At 52.2% G+C, this 18,418-nt stretch carries 13 protein-coding genes; 6 read left to right on the top strand and 7 right to left on the bottom strand.

What is annotated here, in order from left to right; translation table 11 throughout:
- Positions 1 to 92: 92 nt before the first annotated feature.
- The 3 genes from guaD to xdhA are packed head-to-tail and all read right to left on the bottom strand — an operon-like array spanning position 93 to position 5,205.
- Complete coding sequence (guaD, locus tag H8K47_RS00920; RefSeq protein ID WP_186879545.1) at positions 93 to 1,388, bottom strand: guanine deaminase; 1,296 nt, start codon at positions 1,386 to 1,388, stop codon at positions 93 to 95.
- On the bottom strand, positions 1,385 to 3,712 hold the full coding sequence (gene xdhB / locus H8K47_RS00915) for a xanthine dehydrogenase molybdopterin binding subunit (protein WP_186879544.1): 2,328 nt from the start codon (positions 3,710 to 3,712) through the stop codon (positions 1,385 to 1,387). Before xdhB ends, guaD begins: the two co-directional genes overlap by 4 nt.
- Positions 3,709 to 5,205: a xanthine dehydrogenase small subunit gene (gene xdhA / locus H8K47_RS00910; RefSeq protein ID WP_186879543.1), complete on the bottom strand. Its 1,497-nt coding sequence runs from the start codon at positions 5,203 to 5,205 to the stop codon at positions 3,709 to 3,711. Before xdhA ends, xdhB begins: the two co-directional genes overlap by 4 nt.
- Positions 5,206 to 5,730: 525 nt before the next feature.
- Between xdhA and H8K47_RS00905 the strand changes: the two genes are divergently transcribed.
- The gene (locus tag H8K47_RS00905; RefSeq protein WP_186879542.1) at positions 5,731 to 7,458 is read left to right on the top strand and encodes a methyl-accepting chemotaxis protein; all 1,728 of its coding nucleotides are present in this window, start codon (positions 5,731 to 5,733) and stop codon (positions 7,456 to 7,458) included.
- Positions 7,459 to 7,543: 85 nt separating this feature from the next.
- Entirely contained in the window at positions 7,544 to 7,888 is a 345-nt protein-coding gene (locus H8K47_RS00900) for an energy transducer TonB (RefSeq protein WP_186879680.1), read from the top strand.
- A 79-nt stretch (positions 7,889 to 7,967) separates the two neighbouring features.
- Here the strand turns inward: H8K47_RS00900 and H8K47_RS00895 are convergent, their stop codons facing one another.
- The 4 genes from H8K47_RS00895 to H8K47_RS00880 form a co-directional block, all read right to left on the bottom strand.
- Positions 7,968 to 10,121, bottom strand: a complete 2,154-nt coding sequence (locus tag H8K47_RS00895; protein ID WP_186879541.1) for a M3 family metallopeptidase — start codon at positions 10,119 to 10,121, stop codon at positions 7,968 to 7,970.
- Between the two features lie 181 nt (positions 10,122 to 10,302).
- A complete protein-coding gene (locus H8K47_RS00890; protein ID WP_186879540.1) occupies positions 10,303 to 10,551 on the bottom strand; it encodes a hypothetical protein in 249 nt (82 codons plus the stop codon).
- Between the two features lie 167 nt (positions 10,552 to 10,718).
- Entirely contained in the window at positions 10,719 to 11,933 is a 1,215-nt protein-coding gene (locus tag H8K47_RS00885) for an MFS transporter (RefSeq protein WP_186879539.1), read from the bottom strand.
- 74 nt (positions 11,934 to 12,007) lie between these two features.
- Positions 12,008 to 13,885 (bottom strand): GAF domain-containing sensor histidine kinase, encoded by a 1,878-nt coding sequence (locus tag H8K47_RS00880; RefSeq protein ID WP_186879538.1) that lies wholly within the window; start codon positions 13,883 to 13,885, stop codon positions 12,008 to 12,010.
- A 274-nt stretch (positions 13,886 to 14,159) separates the two neighbouring features.
- Here H8K47_RS00880 and H8K47_RS00875 point away from each other — a divergent pair, with 274 nt between their 5' ends.
- The 4 genes from H8K47_RS00875 to H8K47_RS00860 all read left to right on the top strand — a co-directional run bounded on the left by H8K47_RS00875 (position 14,160) and on the right by H8K47_RS00860 (position 18,374).
- Positions 14,160 to 15,656: a DNA-3-methyladenine glycosylase 2 gene (locus H8K47_RS00875; RefSeq protein ID WP_186879537.1), complete on the top strand. Its 1,497-nt coding sequence runs from the start codon at positions 14,160 to 14,162 to the stop codon at positions 15,654 to 15,656.
- Between the two features lie 41 nt (positions 15,657 to 15,697).
- The gene (locus H8K47_RS00870; RefSeq protein ID WP_186879536.1) at positions 15,698 to 16,207 is read left to right on the top strand and encodes a methylated-DNA--[protein]-cysteine S-methyltransferase; all 510 of its coding nucleotides are present in this window, start codon (positions 15,698 to 15,700) and stop codon (positions 16,205 to 16,207) included.
- A 203-nt stretch (positions 16,208 to 16,410) separates the two neighbouring features.
- Positions 16,411 to 16,971, top strand: a complete 561-nt coding sequence (locus tag H8K47_RS00865) for a phasin family protein (protein WP_186879535.1) — start codon at positions 16,411 to 16,413, stop codon at positions 16,969 to 16,971.
- Between the two features lie 224 nt (positions 16,972 to 17,195).
- Positions 17,196 to 18,374, top strand: a complete 1,179-nt coding sequence (locus H8K47_RS00860; RefSeq protein WP_186879534.1) for an acetyl-CoA C-acetyltransferase — start codon at positions 17,196 to 17,198, stop codon at positions 18,372 to 18,374.
- The last annotated feature ends 44 nt before the right edge of the window (positions 18,375 to 18,418 follow it).

Below are 18,418 nucleotides of genomic sequence, written 5' to 3'. Positions count from 1 at the left end.
CGGATCTCGAATTGACGTAGTTCTAGACGAAGATGTTGTATCGATTTGAAATCAATAAGCTTGCAATGAAGAAGTGAAGCAAGTCGTTAAATTTATAGTGGCGACCTAAGCTCACCTGCAATATAAGTCCTTTCCACAACACGATCATCCCCCAGCATCGCCAGCACAAACAATTGTTCTTCGAGCGAGTTCAGATGTGCGCTGCGGCGTGCCAGCAGCGGAGTCGCCTTCGGATTCAGCACGATGAAATCGGCTTCTTTGCCCACTGAAAAATTGCCGATCAGGTGATCGAGTTGCATCGCTTTTGCACCACCTAAAGTCGCCAGATAAAACATCTGGCTCGCTGGCAGATAGCGCCCGCCCATACGCGCGACTTTATACAATTCATTCATGGTTTGCAGCATAGAAAACGAAGTACCACCACCGACGTCGGTCGCGACCGAGAGCTGGACCTTGGCTGCATCGGCTGCATCAAAATCAAATAAGCCGCTACCCAGGAACAGATTCGAGGTCGGGCATAAGGAAATGGCAGAGCCGGTCTCTGCCAACCGTGCACGGTCGGTATCATCGAGCCAGATGCAATGCGCATACATGGCACGTTCGCGCATCAGACCGAACTGATCATAGATATCCAGATAGCTGCGCGCATTGGGAAACAGTGATCTGGCCCAGGCACATTCCTCTTTGTTTTCAGCGACGTGGGTCTGGATGAAAGTATCGTGGTATTGTTGAGCCAACTCCCCGGCTAATCCGAGTTGCTGTGTGGTAGAGGTTGGTGCAAAGCGTGGTGTAATCGCGTACAGCTGGCGGCCATTGCCATGCCAGCGTTGTATCAGCGTTTCCGTATCCTGTGCGCCACTTTCGGCGGTATCGCGTAAAAATTCCGGGCAATGTCTGTCCATCAGGACTTTACCAGTGACCATACGCATATTGCGTGCGGCACTTTCGGTGAAAAACGCATCTACCGATTCCTGATGCACGGTGCTGTACACCATGGCTGTCGTGGTGCCACAGGCGCTGAGCTGATCCAGGAAAAAGCGCGCCACTTCGCTGGCATGTTCACCATCCTCAAATTGCCGCTCAGTTGGAAAGGTATATTGTTCCAGCCATGGCAATAAGCCCGGTGCCGGTGAGGCAATCATATCTGTTTGCGGATAGTGCACATGACTGTCGATAAAGCCTGGCATGATAATGCGGTCAGGCAGATGCTGAACTTCAACACCTGCGGGTATCTGTGCTTGCAGCTGCGTATAGTCACCCGCTGCGACGATTTTTCCTTCGTTGACCAACAGCAGGCCATCCGTGTGCCAATGTAAGGCATCCGGGTGATACTGAGGGTTGGCGCTAAAGTGCAGGATACTGGCGCGCAAGGCGAGTGTGGTTGTCATGATGATTTCTGTGGGTTGATGGCCTGCGCTGCGCGCAGTATCGCCTCCGGCGTGGCGGGGGCCGTTAGCGGGATGCTGATTTTCGCATCCGGATTCAGGCTGGCGATCGCATCGCGTAGTGCAAAGAAGACGGAAAACGCCAGCAATAATGGCGGTTCACCGACCGCTTTGGAACGATGGATGCTATCGGCAGGATTAGCTTGGTTAAATAATTTTATGCGGAAATCTTCAGGGCAATCTGAAATCGCTGGAATTTTATAGGTAGAAGGTGCATGCGTAGTCAGCTTGCCCTGTGCATTCCATACCAGTTCTTCGCTGGTCAGCCAGCCCATGCCTTGTATGAAGGCACCTTCTACTTGGCCGATATCCAGCGCCGGATTCAGTGAGTGACCCGCATCATATAAAGCATCGGCACGTAACAGTTTCCATTCTCCGGTCAGCGTATCGACCAGCACCTCGGAGACGGCTGCACCGTAGGCGAAATATTGGAAGGGGCTGCCTTTCATGGCCTTGCCATCCCAGTGTAAGCCCGGTGTTGCATAAAAGCCGTCAGACCATAGCTGTACCCGCGCCAGATAGGCTTTTTGTACCAGATCGCTGAACGCCATGCGCCAGTGATCTATCGTCACCTGGCCTGCTGCAAACTGTGCATGTTCTGCACTCAAGCCGGATAAACCAGCGGCGAATGCGGCTAGCCGCTCACGGATCTGGCTGGCTGCGTGCTGGGCTGCCTTGCCGTTCAGATCCGCGCCGGTAGAGGCTGCGGTGGCGGAGGTGTTGGCAATCTTAGTGGTATCGGTGGCACTCACGCGCACCTGTGCCAGCGGGATGCCCAGCTCATGCGCGACTACTTGTGCCACCTTGGTGTTGACGCCTTGTCCCATTTCTGTTCCGCCATGATTCACCAGTACCGAGCCATCCAGATACACGTGAACCAGCGCCCCAGCCTGATTCAGATGCGTGACATTAAATGCGATACCAAATTTATGCGGCGTCAGCGCCAGTCCTTTTTTCAAAATCGGGCTGCTGGCATTGAATGCCGCAATCAAGCGGCGGCGCTGTTGGTATTCACTGCTAAGTTCTAATTCTGCGACTAATTCGTGGATCACATTATCAGCCACGGTCTGGCCATAATGCGTGATATTTCGTTCGCCACTGTCGGGACGGTCGTAGAAATTCTGACGCCTGACTTCCAGCGCATCTTTGCCCAGATAGCGCGCGATATCATCCATGATGTATTCAATCAGGATCGCGCCTTGCGGCCCGCCAAAACCGCGGAAGGCAGTATTTGACTGGGTATTGGTTTTCGCGCACATGGCGCGGATATCGACATCGGATAAATAATAAGCATTATCCAGATGACAGACCGCACGTGTCGCTACCGGACCCGACAAGTCGGCTGAAAAGCCGGCTCGTGAAATCATGGAAACACTGATTCCTGTTAAGCGTCCGTTGTCGTCGAATCCAGCTTCATAGTCGTAGTGGAATTCATGCCGCTTACCCGTGACCAGCATGTCGTCATCACGGTCGGCGCGTAGCTTGACCGGACGTTGCAGCAGCCAGGCGCTCAGTGCAGCTGCACCTGCCCACAAGGCTGACTGGGATTCTTTGCCGCCAAAGCCACCACCCATGCGACGGCATTCCACCTGCACACTATGTGAAGGAATATGCAGTGCATGCGCGACGACATGTTGCATTTCACTCGGATGCTGGGTGGAGCAGTAGACGTGCATACCCTGCGCTTCTTTAGGAATGGCGTAGGCAATTTGTCCTTCCAGGTAAAATTGTTCCTGACCGCCGACCTGCCATTGCCCCTGTATGCGATGCTTAGCTTGCATGAGTGCCTGTTCTGCATCACCGCGCTGCAAAGCCATAGGCGGTAACACATAGCTGCCAGCTGCATGTGCTGCGCGCGGATCGAGTACCACAGGCAGCACTTCTACGTTGAATTGGGCTAAACGCGCGGCGCGACGTGCCTGCTCATGGCTATTGGCAACCACGACAAATACTGGCTGCCCCAGATATTCGACCACATCCTTTGCCAGAATCGGGTCGTCTTTCAGAATGGGGCCACACTGGTTATCTCCAGGGAAGTCAGTGGCGGTGAATACCGCTACCACACCGGGCGCAGCACGTACCGCCTCCAGATTCAGCTCCAGCAGTCTGGCATGCGCATACGGGGACAAACCCAGTGCCGCATGCAGGGTGCCGTGTAATTCCGGTATGTCATCGGTATAGCTGGCTTGCCCACATACATGCAGACGCGCCGATTCATGTGGATGAGAGACGCCTACTTCAGCCCAATTGATCTCGCTGGATGTCATACTTGCTCCGTCTGGTCAGCGACCGAAAAAACATTCGTAGGAGAAGCCGGTGACGCTGGTCCGGCGTGGGTTTCCAGCCAAAAGCGTTTCAGCAGATTCTGTGCACTCAGCAAGCGGTATTCAGCGCTCGCACGCATGTCTGACAAAGGCTGATAGTCGTTCGCCAGCGCCGCCATGGCAGCCTGCAGGTGGGCTTCATCCCAGGGCTGGCCTTCCAGCGCCTGTTCTGCCTGCGTTGCGCGTTGAGGTGTAGCAGCCATGCCACCGTAGGCGATGCGGACTTGTTGTAGTTTGTTGTCCACTAAGCGTGCAGAAAATGCGGCACACACCGCAGAGATGTCCTGATCATGGCGCTTAGCCAGTTTATAGGTACGGAAAAATCTTGGCGATTTGCCTGGTCTTTCTGGTAGCGGAACCAGGATCGCACTGACGATCTCATCGGCGCGCAAATCTTTTTTCTGATAAGCCAGATAAAAGTCTTCCAATGCCAGTTGGCGCTGTCCAGACAAGCTGCTCAAAACGATCTGTGCGCCCAATGCAATCAGCCAAGGCATGGAATCGCCTATCGGCGAGCCATTCGCCACATTGCCGCCCAGCGTACCGGCATGCCGTATCGGCAGCGAAGCAAAGCGCTGCGCCAGTTCACCCAGTTCATCGGGGTAATACGTGCACAGGCGTTGATAAGCCTGATCCAGCGTCACACCGGCACCGATGTTCAACATGTCGCCTTGCTCACGGATGCACTGCAACTCCTTCACTTTTCCCAGCGAGATCAGATGCGGTAAAGCGCGGAATTGCTTAGTCACCCACAAACCGATATCAGTGCCGCCAGCAAGCAGCACCGCGTCAGGATGGGCTGCTCTTAATTCCAGTAATTCTTGCAAGCTCTGGGGGGCATCAAAACGCTGGCCCTCATGTTCTACGCACAGACTTTGTTCGCGTTTTAGCAGGCCCAGTTGCTGTGCCAGTGCCTGGCTATTGAATTTGACGCGCGGCAGCTGTTCCATCCTGTAGGCCGCGTCGATGATGGGCCGGTAGCCAGTGCAACGGCATAAATTGCCAGACAGCGCGATATTGATGGTGTTGCGCTTCAGCGGCGTCTGGTTGTCTTCGCGTTGCAGATACAAATCCCATAAGGACATCACAAAGCCAGGTGTACAAAATCCGCATTGTGAACCATGGCATTCCACCAGCGCCTGCTGTACCGGGTGCAGTTGCTGAGCCTGTTGTATGTCCTCGACCGTGAACACAGCTTTGCCATCGATAGCGGGCAGCAATTGTAAACAAGCGTTAACAGACTTCATTTCAACCTTGCCGTCTAGCAATTCTCCTACTACAACGGTGCAGGCACCACAATCGCCTTCCGCGCATCCTTCTTTTGTTCCTGTGCAATGCAGATCTTCGCGCAGGTGTTGTAACAGAGTGCGGGTTGGTGATACCTGCGTCACTTCACGGACTTGTTGTTGAAACAGATAACGAATCGGCACAGACATGCTGTCTCCATGGGAAATTGTTGTGAAAGTGCTGCTGAGCGTCAGACTTTTTATATGAAGTACAGGTTAGCATTTTCGCTAACCCCGATTCATATCAATTAAATGATGCGCGTTATCAGAAGCCAAATGCTTACAGCTCATTTGCCATCTAAGCTGTGCCTAAAGCAAAGAAAATTCAGGCTTTTTGCGGATGGCAGCATATAAATCATTTGCACAAAAATAGTGCAAATGCCTTGGCTGCTTAAATTTGGATTTGGTCTTGTCGGAGGTACACAAAAAGCGCTGCTTTACTTTGATAAAACTCCAAAAAAGCGATTGCCCAGTGGCAAAATTAAAGTATATTTGTTACAGATTCCCTGAATAATCTTTTTTTGTCGGAAGTTTGCAGTGGTCTTTGCCAGTGTGGACGAAAAAAATCAGTGGTTTTGCTTCCTGGTCCTGCTGTGTATTGTTGCAGTTTTCATGGCGGGATTTTGTTCTTGTTTTAACTTTTTCATACCAGTTACGTACATGAATTTTTCAAATATGACCGTTAGCAAGCGTCTGGGGTTAGGTTTCGCTCTGGTATTAGCTTTTCTTATTGCCGTTACGATTGTCGGCATTACCCAGATGTCCAGGATACAGGGCCGGCTGGAAAAAATCGTCAATGTCAGCAATGTCGAGACCCGTCTTGCCTTGGACATGCGTGCAATAGTCTATGATCGTATGGTGTCTTTGCGGAATCTGACGCTGTTAAACGATGCTGCAGATATGGAAAAAGATCTGTCGAAAATCGCAGAACAAACGAAGAAATACGCTGAAGCCAATGACAAACTGTTCAAGTTGATCGAAACCGAAGGCAGTTCTACGCCAGAGAAAAAAACACTGCTCGATAAGTTGAAAGAAAAAGAAGCAGCGGCTGCTTCCTTACCTGCCAAGGCACAGGAATTGGGTCTGGCAAACAATCCTGAAGTTGCGACGATTTCGCTGATAAAAAAAGTACGTCCGGTGCAGCAGGCCTGGTTAGATTCACTTGATGAATTGGTGACTTTGGAAGATAAGATCAATGGCGAAGTAGCCGACGAAGCTAAGTCAGCATTTAGTTCTGCAACTCGCTGGATGTTGTTGTTGGGCGCACTGGCGACGGTCGGTGGTATCGCTGCAGCCATTTTCATCAGCCGCAGCCTGCTCAAACAACTCGGCGGTGAACCGGATTATGCAGCGCAGATCGCTGGTCAGATCGCAGCGGGTGAACTGACTGCGCCGATAGACATCAGCCAAGGCGACAACGACAGCCTGGTCGTTGAAATGAAAAAAATGCGTGACAGCCTGGTGCATATTGTGGCCCAGGTACGTTCAGGTACCGATACGATTGCGACTGCGTCCAGCGAAATCGCGACCGGTAACCTGGATTTGTCTTCCCGTACCGAGCAGCAAGCCAGCTCCTTGGAAAAAACTACTTCGTCCATGCGTGAGCTGACGTCGACCGTGAAGCAAAATGCGGACAATGCACGTGAAGCGAATCAACTGGCCGCATCGGCATCAGAAGTTGCGCGTCAGGGTGGTGTGGTAGTGGCCCAAGTGGTCGACACCATGGGCTCTATCAATGAGTCGTCCAAGAAAATTGTCGACATCATTAGTGTGATTGATGGTATTGCGTTCCAGACCAATATTCTGGCGTTGAACGCTGCAGTAGAAGCAGCGCGTGCCGGTGAACAGGGCCGTGGTTTCGCGGTGGTGGCAGCTGAAGTCCGTAACCTGGCTCAACGTAGTGCGGCGGCGGCCAAGGAAATTAAAACCTTGATCGATACTTCAGTAGAGAAAGTTGAAGTTGGTACCAAGCTGGTAGGACAAGCCGGTGTGACGATAGATCAGGTGGTCAGCAGTGTTAAACATGTGACCGACATCATTGCCGAAATTACGGCGGCAAGTCAGGAGCAAAGCGTGGGTATTGAGCAGGTTAACCATGCCATTATCGAGATGGATGGCGTCACCCAGCAAAATGCTGCATTGGTCGAACAGGCAGCGGCGGCAGCCCAGAGTCTGCAGGATCAGGCGGCAGAACTGGCGAAAGTGGTTAGTGTATTTAAACTGGATGCCAACGAAGGTTATTCGTCCTACCAGGCAGCGACGCCAGTCCATACACCGCAAGCGCGTCGTGTAGAGCCAGTCAGCGTAAAACCTAAAGCAAAACCGGCTGCGGTGAGATCCTTGCCGGCGGCGAAACCTGTGTCTAAGAAAGCAGCTGCTGATGATGATTGGGAAGAGTTTTAACTCATTGTGTACCCGCTGGCACCACTGGCGGGAAAGTGACAACAATTCCTGTTTATTTTTACCAGAAATGAAAAGAAACGATATGATGAAATCTCTGCGCTCCTCCCTTCTCCCTGCTATGTTACTGCTGGCAGCTTCCCATGTTATGGCAGCAGACACTGCACCTGTGATGGACAGCAAATCTTGCGAACCGCCGAAATATCCTAAGGCAGCACTGATCAACGAGGAAACCGGTACGGTCACTATGGGTTTTCTGGTCGGACCTGATGGTAAAGTAGTTGACTCCAAAGTCGAGAAATCCAGTGGTTCCAAGAGTCTGGATAAAGCAGCGTTGACGGCTTTGTCCCAATGCAAATTCAAACCTGGTACGAAGGATGGTAAAGCGGACCAGGCCTGGGCTAAAGTAGATTTTGTCTGGAAGCTGGAATAAGTAATTCAACAGGTAAAAAAAAAGAGCGCCACGGCGCTCTTTTTTATTGATGGGGGCAAATGCTTGCCCCGGTTAAGCCTTATTTCAAACCACGACGTAGCAGCAACGGTTCTATTTTTGGATCGCGTCCACGGAACTGACGGAAAGACTCCATCGGATCGATACTGCCGCCGCGTGACAGCAATTGTCGACGGAACCAGTCGCCGTTTTTACGGCTCAGACCACCCTGCTCATGGAACCATTCCACCGTATCTGCGTCCAGCACTTCACTCCACAGATAGGCGTAGTAACCTGCAGAATACCCACCGCCAAAAATATGGGAGAAATACGTGGTGCGGTAACGTGGTGGTACCGGGGCGAAATCGACACCCATGTCTTTTAAGGCAGCCTGCTCAAATGCGATTGCGTCGCCAGGGATCTGCGCTGGAGTCAGTTGATGCCAGCGTTGATCCAGTAAGGAAGCGGCGATGTATTCCGTTGTGGTGTAACCCTGATTGAATTTTTTACTGGCAGCGACTTTATCCAGCAAGTCCTGCGGAATCGGTGCGCCGGTCTGGTAGTGCTTGGCATAATTTTTCAGCACTTCCGGCCAGGTTGCCCACATCTCATTGACTTGAGATGGATATTCCACAAAGTCACGTGGCACATTGGTACCGGAGAAGCGCGGATACTTCACGTTAGAGAACAAACCGTGCAGCGCGTGACCGAATTCATGGAAAGCGGTTTTGACTTCATCGACAGTCAGCAGCGTCGGTTCGCCAGCTGGCGGTTGAGGAATATTCAAATGATTTGCGATCACCGGCTTGTTGCCGAACAAATGAGACTGCTCAACATAGGAATTCATCCAGGCACCGCCGCGTTTGCTGTCACGCGCATACATATCTGCCAGGAACAGCGCCATCGGCTTACCATCGGCATCAAAAATTTCATAGACGCGTACGCTGGGGTGGTAGACCGGTAAGTCCTTACGTTCTTTGAAGGTAATGCCATATAGCTTGGTCGCAGCAAAGAACACGCCTTTTTCCAGTACCTGATTCAGCTCAAAATAAGGACGTAACTGACCATCATCAAATGCGTATTTTTCTTTACGCAATTGTTCGGTGTAGTAGGCCCAGTCCCAGGCAGCCAGCTGAAAGCCACCTTGTTTGGCATCGATCAGCTTCTGCAATTCTGCGGCCTCTGCTTTGGCATTGGCGACGGCTGCCGGTGCCAGGCCGCTCAGCATCTTGTTGACCGCTGTGCTGGTCTTGGCAGTTTCATCTTCCAGTCCATAATCGGCATAGTGTGCATAGCCCAGCAATTGCGCGCGTTCGGCACGCAGACGTGCCAGTTCGATGGCGATTTTGCGGTTGTCATTCTCACCGCCGTGGCTGCCGCGATTGACGGAGGCTTCATGCAGACGTTGACGAATTTCACGTTTTTCCAGGCTGGCGATAGCGGGTTGTCCAGTGGTGTTCATCAAAGGAATCAGGAATTTTCCGTCCATGCCCTTGGCCTTGGCGGCAGCGGCAGCAATCTGGATTTCCGCATCGGATAAACCGGCCAGATCTTCTTTATGTTCCAGTACCAGCGCTGAGGAATTGGTTTCTTTTAATACGTTCTGGCTGAACTGATTACCCAGCGTCGCCAGTTGTGCGTTCAGGGCTTTCAGCTTGTCTTTTTGCGTGGCGTCCAGTTTGGCACCAGCCCTTACAAAATCGGTGTAGTAACGGTCCAGCAAGCGCGAAGACTCGGCGTCCAGCTTTAACTGATCGCGTACTTTAACGATTTGCTCAATACGCGCAAACAGTTTGTCATTCAGTGAAATCAAATCCTGATGCGCAGATAATTTGGGTGCCATCTCGCTGGACAAGGCTTCCAGCACTGGATTGGTATGCGTTGCGGTCAGATTGAAGAAAATCGTGCTGACGCGGTTCAGGGTCTGGCCCGAGCGTTCCAGCGCCACGATGGTGTTTTCAAAGCTGGGTTTGGCGCGGTTATTTGCAATCGCTGCGATTTCTTTTTCGTGTAAGCGGATCGCGGTGGCAAAGGCTGGGGCAAAATGTTCGTTGCGGATTTTATTAAAAGCCGGTAACCCGTATGCCAGTGTACTGGTGGCTAACAAAGGATTGTGCGCTGTGCGGGCGATGGATACTGGTTTGTTGCTGGCGGTCTGGGTAGGCGCTGTTTCATCTGCATAGCTGGTCTGGATAGTCAGCGCAGAGCACAACAGCATGAGCAGGGTTTTGTTCATGACTGGATACGAGTAAAAAAAGAATAAGGGAACAGAGCATAGCATCAGACCGCCGTCAGAGAGAAAAATTCCTCAGTGCGGAAAGCGCATTAGCAGCTATGTGCTAAGAGTAAAAACGAAGATTCGTTTGATTACATTGCTTGTAAGACGTTGTCAGAACAGACGCTGGCACAGCGTCTGCTTAGCGACCCCAGCGCCAGCGTGGTGGTTCACCTTTCAACCAGCACACGACGATCAGAATCAGGCTGGCTACAGTAACGCCAAGCAGAAAAAACAGCGAACCATAGACGGGTTGCACCACTACGGTAACAAGTACCAGTGCAAGCAGGTAGACCGCCAGTACCATCCAGCCGTGCCAGCTATTGGGGATACCCCAGCCCCAGCCGTAGGTCTTAGCCGGAAACCAGTAGTTGTTGTCTTTTGTATTCATCGCTTCACCCGTCATGCTTATTTAAAGTGGATAGGACAGCAATTCAGCATAGTACAAAGCGGTTAGCCAGCTCAAAAACAAAGGAGGTTTGCGAGTAGCCGAGCAGGCATAGCCCCAGCACCAGCACGAGCAACAGGAGCAACAGCAGACGGCGGATTGCAGACCATTCAGGCATGAGCCAGACCTTCACGTTTGAGTGCAGCTTCATTGATAGGCAGGTTGACCAGTGCAGCAAAAATGCCCAGCATCAGCGCAATGCCCCAGACCACATTGTAGTTGCCGTTCAGCGTGTACAGATAGCCACCCAGCCAGACGCCGAGGAAGCTGCCGACCTGATGCGAAAAAAAGACAAAGCCTGACAGCATCGATAAATACCTGACGCCGAAAATACTGGCGACTACACCGTTCGTCAGCGGTACGGTAGATAGCCATAAGAAACCCATGGCGGCGGCAAAAATATAGACAGAATAAGCTGACAGCGGTGCCAGTAAAAACAAGGCAATCACGATGCTGCGGCTCAGGTAAATCGAGGATAGCAAATAACGCTTGGGAAATAATCCCCCCAGTTTGCCCGCATAGTAAGAGCCGAAAATATTAAATAAACCAATTAATGCCAGTGCAGAGACCGCCACATTCGGGTCCATGATGCCGCGGTCTTTCAGATAAGCGGGCATATGCACACCGATAAAGACGACCTGAAAACCGCACACAAAATAACCCGCCACCAGCAACTGAAACGGCCGGTAATACAGCGCTTCACGTATTGCCTGGCGTATGCTTTGCTGTGGTCCTTCGCTGGCAACCGGCGCCGGATCGCGTAATTGCCAGGCCATAGGAATCATCAGCAATAGCAGCACGGCAGACAGGATAAAAAAAGCGCTTTGCCAACTGGTGTGGTGGATCAGTTGTTGTTCGACCGGCATCATGGCGAACTGACCGAAGGAGCTGGCAGCGGAAGAAATACCGAAGGCCCAGGAGCGTTTTTCCAGCGGTGCGGTACGCCCTATGATGCCGCTGACCGCACCGAATGCAGTACAGGCCAGCGCTAAGCCAAGCAAGATGCCGGAGCCTGCAATAAACAGCCAAGCCTGATCTATGATCGCCATCCAGAGCAGTCCCGCTGCATAGCAGAGCGCGCCGAAAATCACGACCCGGTGCGTGCCAAAGCGATCAATCGCAATGCCTGCCAGCGGCCCGAATGCACCCCATAGCAGGTTTTGTACTGCCAGTGCCATGGAATAGGTTTCTCGGGTCCAGCCGTGTGCCTGCGAAATCGGCTGCAGCCAGAAACCAAAGCCATGGCGGATGCCCATTGCCAGAGTCAACACGACGCCGGAAGCGATGAGGATAGTTTTAAGATCGGGACTTTGTTGCCGGGACATACGCTGCTTTCTGAAAATGCGCTGGGAGAGTGCGGAGTCTAACGTAAAGTCAGGTGGTCTGTGGACTGGCAGAATCACCGTGACGGCGCAGGTGTTGGTGCCTGCAAAGGCAGCAGGAGGCGGAAACGGGTGCCGTTGCCGGGTGTGCTGCTGACTTCTATGCTGCCACCCATGATAGCAGTGACCAGATTGTGCACAATACTCAATCCCAGCCCGCTGCCACCCTGACCAAGCTTGGTGGTGAAAAAAGGATCAAAGATACGGCGTAAATCTGCCTTGGGTATACCGGCACCGTCGTCGCAGAACTGTAGTTCGACCTGACTCAGACTGTGTCGCCTGGCGTGTATTTTCATGCTTCCTGCGCTACGTCCATTAAAACCATGCAGCATGGCATTATTGATCAGGTTGGTGAGTATCTGTGCTAAAGGACCGGGGTAGCTGTCGAGGATAATGTCTTTGGAGATGTCCAGCGCCAGATGGTGGCCTTGTTTAAGTATCTGATTTTGCAGGGTGCGGGCGACCTCGTGTACGGTTTGCGCCAGTTGAAATTGCCGCCTTTGCTGGCTGGTCTGATCAGCGCTGACTTGTTTAAAACTGGCGACCAGTTCGCTTGCATTGTGCAGGTTGCGCATCAACAATTCACAGGCCTCGGTCAGACCCTGGGTGAAATGTTGAAGATCTGAGCGCTTCAGATGATTGGATTCCAGCTGTACTTGAAAGCGCTGGGCTTCTTCCTGCAAGGTACTGGCTGTCAGCAGACTGTTGCCAATAGGCGTATTGAGTTCATGGGCGACCCCGGCTACCAGTGAACCCAATGCTGCGAGCTTATCCTGAGACACCAGAATTTTTTGGGCCTCGGCCAGTTGCTGATAGGTATCGGCATTGTCGATTGCAATGGCCGTATAAGCACTCAGGGTTTTCGCCATATCCAGATGAATGGTTTGAAATGCATTGGTCTCGGTACTTTGTATCGCAATAACACCACTGATTTTCCCTTTTAAAATCAGCGGTACGTAAATATGGGAAGCCGGTACAAATAATGCCTGTCCCTCTGCATAAGACTTTTGATCGGTCAGTCTGTCCAGTCCGGCGGCACCGATATAAGCCGGATATTCGTCGAAAATATTATTGATAAAAATTTCTTTGCCTTCCCTTACGCAATAAGACGCCAGCAAATCGTGGTCATTTACGTCGCGGAAATAAGGTCGCATGAGTTCGCCGCGCAATATATTGCCGGGAAATTCGATGAGCTGTTTGTCAGGATGGTAAATCCCGATCGCAAATACCTCCGCGCCGATCAGCGTGTGTAAATGCCGGTAGACCACACTCATAATGGTATTTTGATCGAGGCTGGACGTAATCTCACGACCAATTTCACTGAGCTTTTGCACCATTTGCTGGGCTTGCCGCAGCTCTTCTGTTTGCAGTCGTAATTCATAGGTGCGGTGCATGACATGCTGATGCAACTCACGTTGCAATTTTTGATAATCATCTTCGACGATTTTTTGTTGCATCAGCGCGCATAGCTGAAACGCCAGTTGTTGTTGATCGCTATGCCAGATCTGGTGCGCCTGATGCGCTAACAAGGCCGCGCCTACACGTTTGCCATGTGCAAGCAGTGGCACCACCAGTAGCATGGGTGCGCTTAAATCAGCGCAAAGTAGGTGCCATTCCTGACTAAGCCCCATATTGCTGGCTGATTCCAGCTGCAGCGTGCCATTGACCTGTGACAGCAGATGCCAGAGTTCAGGAAAATTGGCTGTATTAATGACCGGGCACTGTTCTGCTTTACCAGGCTGTTGGGCACGGCAGACCAAATGACCACTCGCACTGTCCTGTGTCCAGGCTGCGCAATAAATAGCAGAGAGCTGCTCGGCAGCCAGCGTCACCAACTGTTGCATGGCGCTGGATAGTCCGGTGTCACTGTGCATGATACGGTCCAGCACTTGCATGAGACTGCTCATCCTGTTAACCCATTCGTATTTACTTGTCCGAAAATGGCGAGTACAAAGCCACCAGGACGCGTATAAATGCCATATCACCGCTCAGGCAGTAATGGAAGAGGGTAACTGATCCCATCGGCTGAGCAACTCTGGATATTCATCTTAGTCCAAGAAGCGCAAATTGTCGCATTCTGTGCAGCGAGCAGCGCGTGTTCCCTGAGTGCAGCAGCACTGACATTGCGTTGCGGTCATTTTGCGTTCTATAACGACAGACAAGAAAACGATGAACACTGTACACCATGAATTTCCTGGCCTGAGCAACATTGATCAGCGGCAGTGCTATCAGGCGGTGCTGGCCAAAGATAGCCGTTTCGACGGTGTGTTTTTTACGGGCGTGACCAGTACCAGTATTTACTGTCGCCCGATTTGCAGTGTGAAGCCACCTAAGGCCAGTTCCTGCCAGTTTTATCACAGCGCCGCTGCTGCTGAAGCGGCTGGTTTTCGCCCGTGTTTGCGCTGTCGGCCTGAACTGGCACCGTACGCCTTACAGCAAAATCTGGCATATGCGATCTGGCAAAAAATTGCCGATGGCGCACTCAACGAGCAGACGCTGGACGCGTTTGCGGCAGATGTGGGTTTGTCTTCGCGTCAGATCCGTCGTTTGTTACTACAACAGTTTGGCGTGACGCCGGTCGAGTTGGCCCAGACCCAGCGCCTGCTGTTCGCCAAAAAATTACTGCAGGAAACGCAGCTGCCTATGGCAGAGATCGCTTATGCGGCGGGTTTTGGCAGTGTGAGACGTTTCAATGCCTTATTCTCGGAACGCTATCAGCTGGCACCGGGTGCGATCCGGCGCAGTAAACAGCCACCGCAGGCCGTCATGACGCTGAGGCTGGCTTATCGCCCGCCTTATGCCTGGTCCGCCATGATGAGGTATTTGGCGGGTCGTGCCATGCCTGGGCTGGAAGCTGTGCAGACTGAGGGGGATCAGCAGGTGTATGTCCGCAGCGTCAGGTTGAATGGCCATACCGGCTGGCTGAAAGTCAGCTGCCAGTCAGACAAAGCGCAGCTGCAGCTGGATCTGGCACCTGGTCTGAGTCCGGTATTGCTGGCACTGATCAGCCGTGTCCGCGAGCAATTTGATCTTGACGCGAGCCCACTCAGCATACACGCGCATCTGGAGGCAGATCTTACTTTGCATGCGGTTTTACAGGCCTTTCCCGGCTTACGGGTACCGGGTTGTTTTGATGCGTTTGAGCTGGCCTTACGCGCCGTATTGGGACAACAGGTCAGCGTGGCCGGTGCCACTACCATTTCCGGTCGGCTGGTACACGCTTTGGGAGAAACTGCAGAGACGCCATTTAGCGCAGTGACACATCATTTCCCTACACCTCAGCGTGTGTTGCAAGCCAGTATTTCCGAGCTGGCCAGCTTGGGTATGCCCGCAAAACGTGCCGCGACTTTGCAGGAAATCGCCAGATTTGCATTGTCACATGGGTTGCACAAAAAACCAGCAGACAGCCTGGCTGGATTCGTTGCCGCGATCACTGCCTTACCCGGCATCGGGGCCTGGACCGCACACTATATAGCGATGCGCGCGATGCGTTTTCCAGATGCGTTTCCGGCCGGGGATTTAGGTTTGCAAAAAGCCGCCGCCCGCCTCGCCGGTCAGCCGGACGGGCGTTACACCGAAACGCAATTGCTGCAGCAAGCCTCAGCCTGGTCACCCTGGCGTGCTTATGGTGCGCTGCTACTATGGCATTCGCTGTCCCTGGCCTGACTTTTTCCCCTTTCCCCCAATTCAAAACGGAGTCACAGCGCATGCAATACTCATATACCGATAGTCCGACCGGCACGCTGTTACTGGCTGCCAGTGCGCAAGGCCTGAGCGGCGTGTATTTTCCTGAACACCGGCATTTCAAAGGTATCGCCGGGTGGCAGGCTGCGCCGCAGCATCCGCTATTGCTGGCAGCGGCAGAACAGCTCGCTGCATATTTCTCAGGCCAGCGTCAGCATTTCGATCTGCCGCTGGATTTGAGTGCAGGCACTGCGTTTCAGCAGGCGGTCTGGCGTCAGTTAGCCCGGATTCCGTTTGGGCAGACCTTGAGTTATGGCCAACTGGCACAACAGCTGGGTAATCCCGCAGCGGTACGCGCGGTCGGCGCAGCGAATGGCAAAAATCCCTTATCGATTATCCTGCCCTGCCATCGCGTGATCGCTGCGAATGGTGCGCTGACCGGATATGCAGGCGGCTTAAAAAATAAGCAGTATTTGCTGAATTTTGAGGCAAATTTGCGACATGGCAACAGCCTTGAATTGCATGCTTTTTAGTCCAGAAAGGGCTGGAAACCCGCATGGATAATAGATGTTGCTATTCAGGAAAATAATATCATTTAACTCATTTTGGTGCGATGCACAAAAAATGCTTGACCTGTGAAACAGCAGGTGTAGAATTGGGGTTGTTGCGGTGCACCATTCAATTTGATTCTCATGGACGGCGCTGCCAATTTTGATATCCTTTTCTGGAGAAAACCATGACAACTACACCTGAACAATTCATCGCTGCAACTAAAGCTAACCTCGAAGCGCAATTCGCGTCTTTGACTGCATTGAACAAAAAAGCTTTCGAAGGCCTGGAACAATTAGTCGCATTGAACGTCAATGCAGCGAAAGCCAGCCTGGAAGAAGGTACAGCGACAGCGAAACAACTGATCGCAGCCAAAGACCCACAAGAATTTTTCACGCTGAGCAGCGCGCAAGTACAGCCATCCGCAGAAAAAGCATTGGCTTACGGTCGTCATCTGGCCAGCATCACGACAGCAACTCAGCAAGAATTCACTAAAGCAGTTGAAGCACACATCGCTGAAACTAACACTAAAGTGATCACACTGATTGATGAAGTGACTAAGAATGCACCAGCTGGCTCCGAGCAAGCTGTGACAGCACTGAAATCTGTGGTTGGCAACATCAACGCAGGTTACGAGCAGTTGACCAAAACAACGAAGCAAGCCGTACAGACTTTGGAAGAAAATCTGAACAAAGCAACGCAGCAATTTACACAAGCTGCAGAAAAAGCGACCGCTAAGAAGAAGTAATGATTCTTTGCCGGTTTGTTTTAAAAAGCTCCCGTCTCCCCCGGGAGCTTTTTTTACGCCTGTCGCATGCGCATGCCGCTGTGACAAATGTCCGCTGATAGGTGTAAGCTAGCAAATAGTTCTTTTTGCAATGCAAAAATAAGTCAGGGACTCAAGCCGCATTCTGAGCCGTATCAGGTGCGCACCTTACATCGTTTCTTTCTACCCATTGATAGGAGATTTTTATGCAAGACGTCGTTATTGTGGCTGCTGGCCGTACTGCTGTAGGTAAGTTTGGCGGTACGCTGGCCAAGATTCCCGCTGCCGAGCTCGGTGCTACTGTGATCAAAGGCTTGCTGGCGAAAACCGGTCTGAACGGCGCGCTGGTCAATGAAGTCTTGCTGGGCCAGGTTCTGACTGCAGGCGTAGGTCAGAACGCCGCGCGTCAGGCCGTCATCAAAGCCGGTTTACCGGATGCAGTGCCAGCCATGACGATCAATAAAGTCTGCGGCAGTGGTCTGAAAGCCACCCACTTAGCAGCGCAGGCGATTAAAGCCGGTGATGCCGACATCATCATCGCTGGCGGCCAGGAAAACATGAGCGCTTCACCCCACGTGCTGGCCGGTTCACGCGATGGTTTCCGTATGGGCGATGCCAAACTGGTCGACACCATGATCGTCGACGGTCTGTGGGATGTCTACAACCAGTATCACATGGGTGTGACTGCTGAAAACGTGGCGAAGAAATATGAAATCAGCCGTGAAGAACAGGATCAGTTCGCGCTGGCTTCGCAAAACAAGGCAGAAGTCGCACAGAAAGCAGGCAAGTTTGTCGACGAAATTATCCCCGTTGAAATCGTGAGCAAAAAAGGCACGGTGGTATTCGACACGGATGAATTCATCAAACACGGCACCACCATCGAATCTTTGTCGGCGCTGCGTCCGGCTTTCGATAAAAACGGCAGCGTCACAGCCGGTAATGCTTCTGGTTTAAATGACGGTGCAGCTGCAGTCATCATGATGTCTGCCAGCAAAGCCGCAGAACTGGGCTTGCCGGTACTGGCACGTATCAAAGCCTATTCATCCGCCGGTATTGATCCGACTATCATGGGTATGGGCCCGGTACCAGCGGCTAAACTGTGTCTGCAAAAAGCGGGCTGGACGCATCAAGAAGTCGATCTGATGGAAATCAATGAAGCCTTTGCAGCACAGGCGATCGGTGTCAATAAGGAAATGGGCTGGGATACCAGCAAGATCAATGTGAACGGCGGCGCAATCGCAATCGGCCATCCTATTGGTGCTTCCGGTTGCCGTATCCTGGTCAGTCTGATCCATGAAATGATACGCCGTGATGCCAAGAAGGGCCTGGCCAGCCTGTGTATCGGTGGTGGTATGGGTGTTGCACTCGCGATCGAGCGTGACTGATCTCTGTCATCTGTTTGTGCATAAAAAAACCGCTGTAGTTCACA

Source organism: Cognatundibacterium rugosum, assembly GCF_014284365.1.
Lineage (GTDB): Bacteria > Pseudomonadota > Gammaproteobacteria > Burkholderiales > Burkholderiaceae_D > Undibacterium > Undibacterium rugosum.
This window is presented reverse-complemented; position numbering and strand designations above follow the sequence as displayed.